Origin of the sequence: Vibrio rhodolitus, from assembly GCF_003350325.1 — a bacterium.
Lineage (GTDB): Bacteria > Pseudomonadota > Gammaproteobacteria > Enterobacterales > Vibrionaceae > Vibrio > Vibrio rhodolitus.
The window spans coordinates 58,141-72,729 of sequence record NZ_QLYZ01000011.1 but is presented as its reverse complement, the minus strand read 5'-3'; the positions used below and the strand labels follow the sequence as shown (position 1 = coordinate 72,729).

Annotated in this window: 11 protein-coding genes; 5 read left to right on the top strand and 6 right to left on the bottom strand. The window is 46.6% G+C overall.

Going from position 1 to position 14,589, the window contains the following annotated elements:
- Position 1: 1 nt before the first annotated feature.
- Both pstA and DPF93_RS11905 read right to left on the bottom strand, forming a co-directional pair.
- Positions 2 to 1,648 (bottom strand): phosphate ABC transporter permease PstA, encoded by a 1,647-nt coding sequence (gene pstA, locus DPF93_RS11910; protein WP_114766387.1) that lies wholly within the window; start codon positions 1,646 to 1,648, stop codon positions 2 to 4.
- A 24-nt stretch (positions 1,649 to 1,672) separates the two neighbouring features.
- Positions 1,673 to 3,859, bottom strand: coding sequence for an ABC transporter permease subunit (locus tag DPF93_RS11905; protein WP_114766386.1), 2,187 nt, complete (start codon positions 3,857 to 3,859; stop codon positions 1,673 to 1,675).
- A gap of 510 nt (positions 3,860 to 4,369) precedes the next feature.
- Between DPF93_RS11905 and ppk1 the strand changes: the two genes are divergently transcribed.
- Together ppk1 and ppx are read left to right on the top strand one after the other, a co-directional pair.
- Positions 4,370 to 6,454, top strand: coding sequence for a polyphosphate kinase 1 (gene ppk1 / locus DPF93_RS11900; protein ID WP_114766385.1), 2,085 nt, complete (start codon positions 4,370 to 4,372; stop codon positions 6,452 to 6,454).
- Entirely contained in the window at positions 6,438 to 7,943 is a 1,506-nt protein-coding gene (gene ppx / locus DPF93_RS11895) for an exopolyphosphatase (RefSeq protein WP_114766384.1), read from the top strand. The genes ppk1 and ppx overlap by 17 nt, the downstream gene beginning before the upstream one ends.
- Positions 7,944 to 8,007: 64 nt before the next feature.
- On the opposite strand, the gene DPF93_RS11890 is transcribed toward ppx, so the two are convergent.
- The 3 genes from DPF93_RS11890 to phoB are packed head-to-tail and all read right to left on the bottom strand — an operon-like array spanning position 8,008 to position 10,988.
- Complete coding sequence (locus tag DPF93_RS11890; protein WP_114766383.1) at positions 8,008 to 8,976, bottom strand: PstS family phosphate ABC transporter substrate-binding protein; 969 nt, start codon at positions 8,974 to 8,976, stop codon at positions 8,008 to 8,010.
- Positions 8,977 to 10,275 (bottom strand): phosphate regulon sensor histidine kinase PhoR, encoded by a 1,299-nt coding sequence (phoR, locus tag DPF93_RS11885; protein WP_114766382.1) that lies wholly within the window; start codon positions 10,273 to 10,275, stop codon positions 8,977 to 8,979.
- A gap of 23 nt (positions 10,276 to 10,298) precedes the next feature.
- Positions 10,299 to 10,988 (bottom strand): phosphate regulon transcriptional regulator PhoB, encoded by a 690-nt coding sequence (phoB, locus tag DPF93_RS11880; RefSeq protein ID WP_114766381.1) that lies wholly within the window; start codon positions 10,986 to 10,988, stop codon positions 10,299 to 10,301.
- Positions 10,989 to 11,284: 296 nt separating this feature from the next.
- Between phoB and rdgC the strand changes: the two genes are divergently transcribed.
- The 3 genes from rdgC (at position 11,285) to DPF93_RS11865 (ending at position 14,034) form a co-directional block, all read left to right on the top strand.
- Entirely contained in the window at positions 11,285 to 12,199 is a 915-nt protein-coding gene (gene rdgC / locus DPF93_RS11875; protein WP_075650391.1) for a recombination-associated protein RdgC, read from the top strand.
- A gap of 177 nt (positions 12,200 to 12,376) precedes the next feature.
- Positions 12,377 to 13,777: a prephenate-dependent tRNA uridine(34) hydroxylase TrhP gene (trhP, locus tag DPF93_RS11870; protein WP_114766380.1), complete on the top strand. Its 1,401-nt coding sequence runs from the start codon at positions 12,377 to 12,379 to the stop codon at positions 13,775 to 13,777.
- Positions 13,778 to 13,779: 2 nt separating this feature from the next.
- Entirely contained in the window at positions 13,780 to 14,034 is a 255-nt protein-coding gene (locus DPF93_RS11865; RefSeq protein ID WP_075650395.1) for a YfhL family 4Fe-4S dicluster ferredoxin, read from the top strand.
- Positions 14,035 to 14,081: 47 nt separating this feature from the next.
- Here the strand turns inward: DPF93_RS11865 and DPF93_RS11860 are convergent, their stop codons facing one another.
- Entirely contained in the window at positions 14,082 to 14,390 is a 309-nt protein-coding gene (locus tag DPF93_RS11860; protein ID WP_114766379.1) for a hypothetical protein, read from the bottom strand.
- Positions 14,391 to 14,589: the final 199 nt, after the last annotated feature.

Below are 14,589 nucleotides of genomic sequence, written 5' to 3'. Positions count from 1 at the left end.
CTTAGTCTTGTCCTAAAGTTCGATATTTCTCGCGTAAGTTATTGCGAATACTGATTGCGGTTAAGTTTAACCCGACAATCACTGTCACGAGCAAGAATGAAGTTGCGTATACCAGAGGTCGCGCGCTTTCGATATTGGTGGTTTGAAAACCCACATCATAAATATGAAAGCCCAAGTGCATAAACTTACGCTCTAGGTGGATATAAGGGAACTGCCCATCCACCGGCAAGCTAGACGCTAGTTTGACTGCGCCAACCAGCATCAATGGCGCTACCTCACCTGCAGCACGTGCCACCGCCAGAATCAAGCCCGTAATAATCGCTGGGCTTGCCATAGGCAATACAATGCGCCACATGGTTTCAAATTGTGTTGCTCCCAGCGCTAACGAGCCATGACGCACTGAGTTAGGAATACGAGTTAAACCCTCTTCGGTGGCAACAATCACCACTGGTAACGTTAATACCGCAAGCGTTAAAGCCGACCACAACAGACCTGGGGTACCAAAGGTTGGGGTTGGCAGACGCTCGGCATAAAACAGGTTATCGATTGAAGCGCCTAATGTGTATACAAAAAAGCCTAAACCAAATACGCCATAAACAATCGAAGGTACGCCAGCCAAGTTAATAACAGCGACGCGAATAATGCGGGTAAAGATATTGTTCTTAGCGTACTCGTGAATATAAATCGCAGCAACAACCCCAAGTGGCATCACGATCACCGACATGATCAGCACCAGTAATACCGTACCAAACATCGCCGGGAAGACCCCACCTTCTGAGTTTGACTCACGTGGTGATGTCGAAAGAAACTTCCACACTTCTTTAGACCACTGCAACGCTTTCTCTGTCACGCTCATTTGGTTTGGGTACCAAAAGTCGAGGATTTGACTGAGCGGCAGCAACACTTGCTGTCCGGTCATATCTTCCACCAACAAACCTTGTTTCGCCAACTTACTACGCAAATCATCCAATTTCGCTTCTGCACGCGACAGTTGCAGGCTAAATTGCTGAGATTGCGCGTTGTACTTGGCTAGGTAATCTTCATCCAGTTGAGCGTTTAATTCGCGCTTACGCTTTTCTAGCCGCAGATCGTTCGCCTTAGCACTGATGGTCTGCACTTCTTCTTCAATAACGCGTTTAATCTCCTCACGGACTAACTGGCTAAACTCGAGAGATTCCGTCAAACGTGCTTGAAAATCTTGGTGTACCTTGCCTTGCGCATCTTGATAAGCGACCGGGCGACCATAAAAATCACCACTGCGTGTCCGCTCAATCACCGCCCATTCAGGCGGTTGAGTACGACTTTGGATATCAATATCCAAAATAGAAACAAAATCAGCGGGATAGATATCGCGGTTGGCAACTTTGATATTCAGTCGTTCTACTTGATCTTGCTTAAGTACCTCTGGCGGTAGCGCGATGCCTAACTCTTGCAGGTAATCGACAGAGACCGAGTCTTGCGCATACAGCTGACCAACTAAGATCTCACCATCAGTTTTGGTCCATTGATATAAAGGAGCAGGCCAGAAATAGGACAGACCTTTCCAGCCAATAAGTAGCAACAAGCCCAGCACAGAAAGCAAACTAATGCTTACCGCACCGCCCGTTAACCATATCCAAGGCGCGCCTGATTTTAGCCACTTAAACACAAACAAAAATCCTATTCATTCAATCTATAACGCTCGGTACTTTTCACGCAGACGTTGGCGTACCCACTCTGCTATCGAGTTCACGGCAAAGGTGAAGACCAGCAAAATTAGCGCCGCTAAGAACAGAATACGGAAGTGTGAACTGCCCACTTCAGACTCTGGCATTTCCACAGCAATGGTTGCCGATAGCGTGCGCATACCTTCGAGAATATTCCAATCAAGAATTGGCGTATTACCGGTTGCCATCAACACAATCATGGTTTCGCCCACTGCTCGTCCAAGCCCCATCATAATGGCGGAGAAAATACCTGGGCTGGCCGTTAACAACACCACATGAATCAAGGTTTGCCATGGCGTCGCACCCAGTGCGAGCGAGCCATCAGAAAGGTGCTTAGGCACCGAGAAAATGGCGTCTTCGGCGATGGTAAAAATGGTTGGGATAACCGCAAAGCCCATGGCGAAGCCCACCACTAAAGCGTTACGCTGGTCAAAATCAATGCCGATTTCCGCCAAGTAAATACGAACATCACCGGCAAATAACCACGCCTCTAGATTGTAACTTTGCCCTAAAATCAAAGCGGTAATAGCAACTAAACAGGGCATTAAAATCAGCGCATGCCAGCCATTGGGTAAACGGCGTGTCCAACGCGTTGGTAAACTATGCCACAACACGCCAATGGCAATGATCGCGATGGGTAAAAACAGCAACAGTACCACCACTGCCGTTAAGTGCGTCTCAACAATTGGCGCAAACCAAAGCCCAGCCAAAAAGCCGATGATCACGGTCGGTAGCGCTTCCATGAGTTCAATCGATGGCTTAACAAAGCGGCGCATGCGCGGCGTCATAAAGTACGCGGTATATATCGCGCCAAGAACCGCTATCGGTATCGCAAACAGCATGGCAAAAGCGGCTGCTTTAAGCGTACCAAAGGCAATCGGAACCAAACTAAACTTGGCTTCAAATTCATCACTGGCGGACGTGGTTTGCCACACATAAACCGGCTCTGGGTAACTTTCATACCAAACTTTTTGCCACAGTGACGACAATGACACTTCTGGGAATGGGTTGTCTAAGTGAGCCACGCTCAGCGCACCGTCAGCAAACGCGACTAAATATTGTTCGTTGTCGGACATCGCAGCCAACTGAGGAGCTTTGTTGTAGGCGCGTTCAAAAATCACCAGTTTTTCACTGGTGGTGTAGTGGCTTTGCACCATGCCATTGATGTAAAAGCTGTAAAACCCTTTGCGATAAGAGTCCGGCAGCAGAAATTGCAGCTCTGCCGCGAGCTTAAATTCGCGAATAAAAGTCAGTTGGCGCTGGCTATCTTTTAGCACGTCAAACCATTGAGAAACCAAACCATCGCGATGACTGACCAGCAAAGAAGAAGCACCAGAGAGTAAATCAATATTGGTCACCGCATGCTTAGCTTTACCTTGGCTTAAATCGAGAATTTCTCGCACTGCAAAGTGATCGCCATGATTTTTCACCACAATCAACTCTGAGCCTTGGCGTAAATAAATCGTCTGACCATCCGGAGTAACAATTAACTGATCAAGATGACCGAATGGCTGTGGAAACTGATAGCTATAGGCTTCACCCTGCTCATCAAGCCAACGGATACGCACTTTGTTATCGTTGTAATAGCCGGCCAAAACCAGTTGTTTGTCATTGGCAAATGCAAACTTTTTCAGCGCAACATCCGCAAAACGTAAATCGATTGGGGCATCGTATTGCGCAACTTCTGGCGCAAACACGCGGTGATTATTTTCAATCACGTGGTCCATCTTCGGCTGAAAAAGTTTTACTTGTCCACTCGTGGTCGCAAAAGCAAACCAGTCATCCGCGGTTGATAATGCCGAAAATAGCGTAAATTCTTGTGCAAAGTCGACCGAAAGCTTTGGCGCAGACTCGCCTTTACCCAATGCCCAGAAATCGACTTGCCCTTGCTTAGAAATAACAAAAGCATGCTCGCCATAATCGTCAATTCCCGCCGCCAGCGGTTCCGGCGTGGTGATGGTTTGCTGGGCAATATTGGGCGTTAACTTGGCATCAGAAAAGAGTGGCAATACCATCATCGCCAAATAGACGAAGATCAGTACCAACGCCGCTAGCACTCCCACCCCACCAGCAGAGACGGCAAATTTGACCAGGCGATCTTTGATCAGCCGCTTGCGATCTTTTTCCTTGAGCGAAAAGTCAGCTTTGGTCATTGTCCGATTCTCTTACCTTATACCTGTGGTTATGCGAAAAATCGCGAGTTAATAATAGATTAGCGCGATGAGTCGCTACCTATCCGCTTTATCTTGCAACGGGGACTATCGACAGCACCAACTACTCTCTGTCTGCATATTTGCTAAGAGAGCCGTGATGGGATCATGGAGTGATAAAAAACTAAATGCGTATAAATTAGCCGCTAAGTTTCTATTTCTGCCCGAGGATATACTATTTCGCTTTGATGACAATTATATTACAGCGTTTAATAAATTACTGAATATAATCAATTATCTTTTTGCCTAAAGTGATCATTCTTCCATCTCGCATCGTTCACAAACTAGTCATATTTTGCAATAAAACCGTCACAAAAATGCATTACTTTTCTTCACCTAACCTACACTTTTTATGGTTATACCCCAGTAACTTCAATCAACTAGCGTTAGCAGCGATTTTTTTACAACGAATCCCTAGAGGTTGCTTAGGTATAGGAATGCAAGGATCTTAGGATGAGTTCAGAAAAACTATATATAGAGAAAGAGCTGAGTTGGTTGTCGTTTAATGAGCGCGTGTTACAAGAAGCCGCTGACAAATCGGTCCCTTTGATTGAGCGAATTCGCTTTCTAGGTATTTTCTCCAATAACCTCGACGAGTTTTACAAAGTCCGCTTTGCTGACGTTAAACGACGTATCTTGATCAACCAAGAACGTGGTGGGAACGATAATTCGAAACACCTGCTGACAAAAATGCAGTCCAAGGCATTGAAACTCAATGAACGTTTTGACGATCTCTACCAAGAACTTATCCGTGAAATGGCGCGCCGCCGTATTTTCCTCGTCAATGAGCATCAATTAAGTGACACACAAAAAGGCTGGATTCAAAAATACTTCCGTCGCCAAGTTCTACCGCATATGTCGCCGGTACTATTAACCGAAGAGATTGATTTACTGCAGTTTCTCAAGGACGAATACGCCTATATCGCCGTCGAGTTAAAACGCCAAGAACACACCCAATACGTGCTGCTCGAGATCCCAACTGATCATCTACCGCGCTTTGTGATGGTGCCAGAACAAAAAGGCAAACGACGCAAAACCATTATTCTGCTCGATAATATTATTCGCTATTGCCTTGATGACTTGTTCCGCGGCTTTTTCGAATATGATGAAATCAGCGGCTTTGCGATGAAAATGACTCGTGATGCCGAATATGACTTAAGTCGTGAAGTAGAATACAGCTTGCTGGAACAAATGTCTGAGGGGGTTAGCCAGCGTTTAACCGCCATGCCAGTACGCTTTGTTTACGAGCGCGATATGCCCGAAGCTATGCTCCATTTCTTGTGCCAAAAGCTTGGTATCTCCAATTACGATAGTTTGATCCCCGGTGCGCGTTACCACAACTTTAAAGACTTTATCGCCTTTCCCAATGTTGGGCGTGACTATTTAGAGAACAAGCCACTACCTCCCATGCGCTGCGCCGATTTTGATGGCTATGCTAATAGCTTTGATGCGATCAAAAACCAAGATATTCTGCTCTACTACCCTTATCACACCTTTGAGCACATTACCGAACTGGTTCGCCAAGCGTCGTTTGATCCTAAGGTGTTGAGCATAAAGATTAATATCTATCGTGTTGCCAAAGACTCTCGCTTAATGAATTCCTTAATTGATTCGGTACACAACGGCAAGAAAGTCACCGTGGTGGTCGAGTTGCAAGCGCGTTTTGATGAAGAAGCGAATATCGAGTGGGCTAAAGTGCTAACCGAGGCTGGCGTCCAAGTTATTTTCGGCACACCGGGACTCAAAATTCACTCCAAGCTACTGCTTATTAACCGCCGAGAAAACAACGATATTGTGCGCTATGCTCATATCGGCACGGGTAACTTCCATGAGAAAACCGCGCGCATCTATACCGATTTCTCTTTACTGACTGCCGATCCTGAAATTGCCAATGAAGTGCGCAATGTGTTTGGCTATATTGAAAATCCTTATCGCCCGGTGAAATTCAATCAACTGATTGTTTCACCGCGCAATTCTCGCAGCCAACTCTATCGCTTAATCGATACGGAAATTGCCAACGCCAAGCAAGGCAAAAAGGCGAAAATTACGCTTAAGGTAAACAACCTAGTCGACAAGGGCTTAATCAATAAACTCTATGGCGCCAGCGCGTCAGGGGTAGAGATCCGGATGGTGATTCGCGGCATGTGCGCACTGGTGCCAGGTGTAGAAGGCGTCAGTGACAACATTAAAATCATCAGTATTGTCGATCGCTTCTTAGAGCATCCACGTGTACTCATCACCCACAATGATGGCGATCCTCAGGTGTATATCTCTTCGGCAGACTGGATGACACGCAATATCGACCATCGCGTTGAAGTCGGCGCGCCAGTTCGTGACCCACGTCTTAAACAACGCATTATCGATATCGTTAATATTCATTTTATCGATACAGTAAAAGCGCGCTGGATAGATAAAGAGATGAGCAACAGCTATGTCGCTCGCGGCAACCGCAAAAAAGTTCGTTCACAATTAGCAATTTATGACTATCTTAAAAATGTAGAGAAGCAAGCAAAGAAGAAGAATGAATCAAACGCCTGATGTAAGAGATGTCGCCGCTATTGATCTGGGATCCAACAGCTTCCATATGGTAGTGGCAAAAGTCGTGGGACAGGACTTGCAACTAGTCAGTCGCCATAAGCAACGGGTTCGTCTAGCCGACGGCTTGGACGGACAAAGTAACCTCGACAATGCCGCTATCGAACGTGGGTTAGCCTGCTTGGCAATGTTTGCCGAACGCTTACAAGGCTTTGCGCCTAGCAATGTTCGTATCGCCGCAACGCACACATTAAGGCAAGCCAACAATGCGCACATCTTTATTCAACGAGCACGTGAAGTACTGCCTTTCCCGATTGAGATTATTCCCGGAGAAGAAGAAGCGCGCTTGATCTATCAGGGCGTCTCGCATACCCAGCCACAAACCGAGTCCAAGCTCATCGTCGATATTGGTGGCGGTAGTACCGAAATAATCTGCGGGCAAGGTTTTGAGCCTAAATTGCTTAACAGTAAACGTATGGGGTGTGTCAGCTTTACCAAGCAATACTTTGCCAATGGCAAGCTGTCGAACAAAAACTTCACCAATGCCATTCTCGCTGCCGAACAAAAACTCGAGTCAATCGCGCGCACTTATCGACAAAAGGGCTGGACGGTTGCATTTGGCTCGTCCGGAACGACCAAAGCGATTCGCGAAGTATTGATCGGCTTAGGGTATGAAGATGGCATTATCACCGCCAAACGCCTCAATGCCCTGATTGATAAGCTGTGTGAGTGGAAGCATATTGACGAGATTGAGCTGGAAGGCTTAACCATTGAACGTAAGCCCGTCTTTGCTGCGGGTGTGGCGATCATGTACGCCATTTTCCTTGACCTTAAGATCAGCGAAATGCACTTTTCGGAAGGTGCGCTACGTGAAGGCTTGCTGTATGAAATGGAAGAGCGCTTTAAACGTTTAGATATTCGTATGCGCACCACTGAAAACTTAGCGCAAAAACACTTAGTGGATCTTGATCACGCTGCCCGAGTGAAAGCGCAAGCCAGTACCTTTTTAACACAAGTGCATAAAGAGATTGGCATCAAAGCAAAGTCTGAACTATTTGCTCTACTGGAGTGGAGTGCGCTGTTGCATGAGGTCGGTTTGAGCATCAGCTTGAAAGCCTTTCATCGCCACTCCGCTTATATTCTTCGTCATACTACAATGCCCGGCTTTAACCTTGAGCAGCAGCGCTTACTCGCCACGCTCGCTCGTTTTCAGCGCAAATCTCTCAAGCTCGGCGAAATGGAAGAGTTCGCGCTGTATAAGAAAAAACACATCATCAACTTGGTGCGTGTGCTGCGCCTCGCGATAGTGCTCAACGGGCAGCGCAGTGATGAGCCGCTACCTGAAATATCGCTTGGTGTAGACGCTGAAGATAAGTGGTCACTTACTTGCAAAGATAATACTTGGTTGGAGAATAACAAACTGCTACACGCAGACCTTGTCAGTGAACAGGCGTATTGGCATAGCGTAGAGTGGCAGTTAACCTTTAGCTAAATCGCTGCCTAGCGAAAGACAAAAGGCGCTTCTCGCGCCTTTTTGTTTACCACCAACAGCAAAATTACTTGAGCTCAATGCCAACTTTACGCAACTCTTGCTCAGCAATCTGTGGCGAAATTGCCACGTAACCATCCTTTTCAACTAAGCTTTGTCCCTGCTCAGAATAGATAAAGCGGATAAACTCACGCTCAAGCGGTGACAACACTTTGCTTGGGTGCTTGTTAATGTATACATACAAATAGCGTGATAGTGGGTACTTACCTGACAAAATGTTTTCTCGTGTCGGCTCCACATATTGAGAACCCTCGCGTGCGATAGGAATGCGCTTCACCCCTGACACTTGATAACCAACGCCCGAATAACCGATGGTATTGATCGAAGACGCGACCGACTGCACGACCGAAGCGGAGCCCGGTTGCTCATTGACATTGTTGCGAAAATCGCCGCCACACAAGGCATTTTTCTTAAAGTAACCGTAGGTACCAGAAACTGAGTTGCGCCCGAACATTTGAATTGAGCGTTGCGCCCACGAATAGTTCAAACCCAAATCTTGCCAAGTGTTAACCGGTTTATCGGCGCCACAACGCAGCGTCGCAGAGAAGACACTGTCTAGCTCGGCAAAGTTAAGCCCTTTAACCGGGTTATCTTGGTGCACAAAAATACCAATCGCATCGATTGCCACTCTTAACGCAGTCGGTTTATAGCCGTGTGCGCGCTCAAACGCTTCAATCTCGCTATTGCGCATTGGGCGGCTCATAGGACCAAACTGAGCCGTTTGCTCGGTAAGTGCTGGCGGCGCTGTAGAAGATCCCGACGCTTGGACTTGTCCATTTACGCCTGGGTAGAGTTGTTTAAACTCTTCAACCCACAAGGTGGTCATGCCAGCCAACGTATCCGAACCGACACTGGTCAACTCGCCACTAATGCCCGGCACTTTGCTGTAGTGACGAAACTGCTCTTGAGCACTTGCCGAACTGGTCGTGACACTAGTTAAAAGTGCAGTAACTGCGAGTGCGATAGCTGCTTTCATTTATTTCACCACCAAACGCTGCGGAAGAATGAAAGAGAATTTGCTGCCAACGCCAACTTTACTCTCGATATCAAGATGAGAGTCATGGTGGGTCAACGCATGTTTTACAATCGCAAGACCAAGCCCGCTACCGCCCGTATCGCGTGAGCGCGCTTTATCCACGCGGTAAAAACGTTCGGTCAAACGGTGAATGTGTTGTGGCTCAATGCCCTCACCGCTATCCTCAACCTCTAAGCAAGCACCTTGTGCTGTGAGGTACCAACGTACGTTCACTTCAGCACCTGCTGGGGTGTATTTCACCGCGTTGTAAACTAGGTTGGAGATGGCGCTGCGCAGTTGATCATCATCGCCAAGCACCAAAAGTTGCTCGTCGACGTCAAATTTAAGCTTATGGTTTTGCTCGCCGCTAAGACTGACCGCTTCTTTCTCCAGCACTTCGAGCATCGCAGGCACGTTCACCACCTCTTCTAGCTCATGCATCGGCGCCGCTTCAATCTTCGACAGCGTCAATAGCTGATTCACTAAGCTATTCATACGGTTAAGCTGCTCTGTCATCACGCCATGCGCGCGTGACCACATTGGACCCACCAACATGTCTGGGTCTTCCGTCATCTCAAGATAACCTTGCAGCACCGTCATCGGTGTACGAAGTTCGTGAGAAACGTTGGCAAAGAAGTTACGACGCATGCCCTCAAGCTGTTTTAGCTGAGTCACATCACGCACTACCATCAAGTGCTCACCTTCAGTGTATGGCACGATACGCAATTCCAGCATACGTTCGACATTGAGTGGCGAGCGCATCTCTAATGGCTCTGAATAGTCTTGCTTATTGAGGTATTTGATAAAGTCAGGGGTGCGGATCAAGTTTGAGATTGGCTGACCAGAATCATCTGGCCAACGAAAACCCAATAAGTGTTGAGCCAGTTTGTTACACCAAACAATGTTACCTTCGCTACGAAACACCACTACGGCATCGGGCAGAGATTCAGCACCATTGCGGAAACGACGAATAAGGTTGGTCAGCTCTTTACGTTTGCGGCGCTGGCGCTGCTGCAAACGATAGATGCCATTAAACAGCTCTTCCCAATTACCAGTCCCTGAAGGTGGTGTCAGGCGTTTTTCATCCCACAACCAAGCGGCAAGGCGCATTTGGTTGTGTAAGTGCCACACAAGCTGCAAAACCGTGGCAGCGAGTAGCAACCACGGCATATATCCGAAAATTAAACCAACGATCACCCAAGGGGTGTAAAAAAAAGCCAGCTCCCAGGCCAGCCTTTTCCAAGTTAACCTTTCAACCACTTACTTCTCCATAGGACGGGGTATTAAGCCTTGGTTGAGAAACGATAGCCCGCGCCACGCACTGTTTGGATCAATTTATCATGACCTTCAGCTTCCAGTGCTTTACGCAGACGACGAATATGAACATCGACCGTGCGGTCTTCAACGTACACGTTGGTGCCCCAAACATTATTCAATAGCTGCTCGCGGCTGTACACACGCTCTTGGTGCGTCATAAAGAAATGCAACATCTTGAATTCGGTTGGTCCCATATCCAGCGGTTGATCGTTCGCCGTGACACGGTGTGAAACTGGATCAAGCTTAAGACCTTGGACATCAATCACGTCTTCTAGCGCCGTCGGAGTTACACGACGAATCACCGCTTTAAGGCGAGCCACCAGCTCTTTTGGAGAGAATGGCTTAGTGATGTAATCATCCGCGCCCACTTCAAGACCACGAACCTTATCTTCTTCCTCGCCACGCGCTGTTAACATAACAACAGGGATATTGCGGGTAAGCTCTTCACGTTTCATGTGCTTAATGAAGTTGATACCGCTACCACCCGGTAGCATCCAATCCAGTAATACAAGATCTGGGAAGGGTTCAGCTAGTTTAGTTACCGCAGTGTCATAATCTTCCGCTTCTACTGCTTGGTAACCCTTTTGTTCAAGAACGAAACACAGCATTTCGCGAATAGGTGCTTCATCTTCAACAACTAGAATCCTTCTAGACATAATAAATAACCTTACTTTAGTTCAGTTTCTCTATGATAGGAGCAACTCTTCCTCATCAATACAATAAAAATGAAGAGGATAGCTTGCCTCGATGCATAGGCATTATTACTAGCAATTATGACACTTTTGTGACCTTTGCAAACAAATTTTCATACAAGATTCGCAATTGAATGGTTGAAATTCAATCAATAAACGCTAGTGATTTCTGCCTCGATTCATATTTTTCACATCCAGACAGACAAGCGAGGAAAATTTGCCTAAGATGGGCGTCTTCAATGTTCAATTAGAGAAAATGTATGTGGTTTAAAAACTGTCTGGTATATCGCGTTAACCGCGAGATCGACTTCAAAGCAGACCAGCTAGAGCAACAATTGGCTGAGTTTCGTTTTACCCCTTGCGGCAGCCAAGATAAGCAAAAGTTTGGTTGGGTTTCAGCAATGGGTCGCCATGGCGATATGATGACTCACGTATCAGAAAACCACATCCTAATCTGTGCGAAGAAAGAAGAAAAAATGCTACCAGCATCGGTGATCAAAGAGTCACTGAACGCTAAGGTTGAAGCAATGGAAGCACAAGAAGGTCGCCCTCTGAAGAAAAAAGAGAAAGACAACCTGAAAGATGACATCGTGATGGATCTACTGCCACGCGCGTTTAGCCGCAGCAACCACACATACGTGCTGATCATGCCAAAACTAGGCTTTATCCTTGTAGATGCGAGCAGCTACAAAAAAGCCGAAGACGTACTTGCTCTACTGCGTAAGACCATGGGTAGCCTGCCGGTTGTGCCAGCGATTCCAGAAAATGCCGTCGAACTGACTCTGACAGAATGGGTAAAAACCGGTAATACACCAGCTGGCATTACCATGCTTGATGAAGCGGAGCTTAAATCGGTACTGGAAGAAGGCGGCGTGATCCGTTGTAAGAAGCAAGAGTTAACCGCCGATGAAATTCGCAGCCATATTGAAGCGGATAAGATGGTGACTAAACTGGCGCTTAACTGGCAAGACCGCATTGAATTTATTCTTGCCGAAGATAGCAGCATCAAGCGTTTGAAGTTCTCTGACGAGCTGAAAGATCAAAATGATGACATTCCTCGTGAAGACCAAGCTGCGCGATTTGACGCCGATTTCTCACTAATGTGCGGTGAAATGGGTGCCTTCTTACCAAATCTGTACGAAGCACTGGGTGGTCTACCAAACCCAAATGCGTAGTCATCTCGCATCAAAATAAAAACAAAAGCCTTCTGCGGAAGGCTTTTTTGATCGCCACGGTTGACAGTTATCGAGTTTTTCCTAGTCACATATCACATTTTGACGTAAAATTTGCGCCCCAATTCCATCAGGTGGAATTGGCCTGACTTGAGATCAGATTACATAGAGAATTGAGCAATGACGACAGATAAAGTATTCGTACCTGAGCTACTATCACCAGCAGGTAGCCTTAAAAACATGCGTTACGCATTCGCATACGGCGCAGATGCAGTATACGCAGGTCAACCTCGCTACAGCTTACGTGTACGTAACAACGAGTTTAACCACGAGAACCTAAAAATTGGTATCGATGAAGCGCATGCCCTAGGCAAAAAGCTTTACGTGGTATGTAACATCCAACCGCACAACTCAAAGCTAAAAACCTTCATTCGTGACCTTAAACCTGTAGTAGAAATGGGTCCAGACGCACTAATCATGTCTGATCCTGGTCTAATCATGATGGTTCGCGAAGCGTTCCCAGAAATGCCTATTCACCTGTCTGTTCAAGCGAACGCAGTTAACTGGGCAACAGTAAAATTCTGGTCAACTCAAGGTGTTGAGCGCGTAATCGTGTCGCGTGAGCTTTCTCTAGAAGAAATCGAAGAAATTCGCGAGCAGTGTCCTGAAACAGAAATCGAAGTATTCGTTCACGGCGCGCTTTGCATGGCTTACTCAGGTCGTTGCCTACTGTCTGGTTACATCAACAAACGTGACCCGAACCAAGGTACTTGCACTAACGCATGTCGTTGGGAGTACAAGGTTGAAGACGCAAAAGAAAACGATGCTGGTCAGATCGTTGAAGCGTTCGATCCAAACGAAGCGCAAGCAATTGAAGTAGCTGACGAACGTCCAGAAACGACTATCGGTCGCGGCAAGCCTACTGACGAAGTAGTGCTGCTATCTGAAAGCCACCGCCCTGAAGAAAAAATGGCGGCATTTGAAGACGAGCACGGCACTTACATCATGAACTCAAAAGACTTACGTGCTATCCAACACGTTGAGCGTTTGACTCAGATGGGTGTTCACTCACTGAAAATCGAAGGTCGTACTAAGTCGTTCTACTACTGTGCACGTACCGCACAAGTTTACCGTAAAGCGATTGATGACGCGGTTGCGGGTCGTCCATTCGATGAGAGCCTAATGACTACGCTAGAAAGCCTAGCACACCGTGGCTACACCGAAGGCTTCCTACGTCGTCATACTCACGATGCATACCAAAACTACGACTACGGCTACTCAGTGTCTGACGCACAGCAATTTGTGGGTGAATTTACTGGTAAACGCCGTGGCGATCTTGCTGAAGTAGAAGTGAAGAACAAGTTTGTGGTTGGTGACAACCTAGAGCTAATGACGCCAAAAGGTAACGTTAACTTCACGCTAGAAGCGATGGAAAACCGTAAGTCAGAAGTGATTGACGATGCGAAAGGCAACGGTCACTTTGTATTTATTCCAGTACCACAAGATATGGATCTTGAGTACGCGCTACTGATGCGTAACCTGAACGACGGTCAGGACACTCGTAACCCAACGGGTAAGTAATCATGGCATTACTAATTACAGATAAGTGTATCAACTGCGATATGTGTGACCCTGAGTGCCCAAATGGCGCGATCTCAATGGGTGATAGCATTTTCGAAATCGATCCTAATCTGTGTACTGAGTGTAAAGGTCACTACGAGAAGCCAACGTGCCAATCGGTATGCCCAATTACCAAGTGTATTATCACTGACCCAGACCATGTGGAAACGGACGAAGAACTGCTTGAGAAGTTCGTTATCATTCAAGGTTTAGCGTAAAAAACAAAAGGCTCATCATTCGATGAGCCTTTTTTGTTGTGATGACCTCAACCAGATTTGATGATTGGAAAGATGTTGCAATAGAGCTCTTTCTCAAACTGATACTCCAAATGCTCGCGCCAGTTGACTGCTTTACCGATGGGGATCAAGTAAAAAGTCTCGCGTGAAGTATCGGTTACAAAGGCTAAACCGTGTGGCATTAACTCATAATGCACATCGTGAACAAATCCAGGGTCCAATCTTTGCCGGCCAGTTAAATGATTAACCTCCTCACGATTAATCGATACTGATTCTGTAGCACTGCCAAATCTCAGCTTTAGCCACTCGGCAAAATCTTTTGCACATACCATAGTCATGGGAGTGTCCTTGCTTTTCATCTCATAGGAAGTAAGCCGAGCATCCTATTTCTCTCTACACGTCGTTATAACCAACTTATCATTATAAATTTATAGTGTGATGCCGCTGTCGGAACAATCAGCTAACGCATCTAGATACATATCAATCTTTAGACCTTTTAAATCTAGGAGAGGATAAGGCGATTCTCCAGCGAAAAAC

Bases quoted from the DNA above. Each gene is read 5' to 3' on its own strand.
- DPF93_RS11890 (WP_114766383.1), bottom strand. From the start codon at position 8,976: ATGAAAGCAGCTATCGCACTCGCAGTTACTGCACTTTTAACTAGTGTC.
- trhP (WP_114766380.1), top strand. From the start codon at position 12,377: ATGACGACAGATAAAGTATTCGTACCTGAGCTACTATCACCAGCAGGT.
- ppk1 (WP_114766385.1), top strand. From the start codon at position 4,370: ATGAGTTCAGAAAAACTATATATAGAGAAAGAGCTGAGTTGGTTGTCG.
- DPF93_RS11865 (WP_075650395.1), top strand. From the start codon at position 13,780: ATGGCATTACTAATTACAGATAAGTGTATCAACTGCGATATGTGTGAC.
- DPF93_RS11905 (WP_114766386.1), bottom strand. From the start codon at position 3,859: ATGACCAAAGCTGACTTTTCGCTCAAGGAAAAAGATCGCAAGCGGCTG.
- phoB (WP_114766381.1), bottom strand. From the start codon at position 10,988: ATGTCTAGAAGGATTCTAGTTGTTGAAGATGAAGCACCTATTCGCGAA.
- rdgC (WP_075650391.1), top strand. From the start codon at position 11,285: ATGTGGTTTAAAAACTGTCTGGTATATCGCGTTAACCGCGAGATCGAC.
- ppx (WP_114766384.1), top strand. From the start codon at position 6,438: ATGAATCAAACGCCTGATGTAAGAGATGTCGCCGCTATTGATCTGGGA.
- DPF93_RS11860 (WP_114766379.1), bottom strand. From the start codon at position 14,390: ATGACTATGGTATGTGCAAAAGATTTTGCCGAGTGGCTAAAGCTGAGA.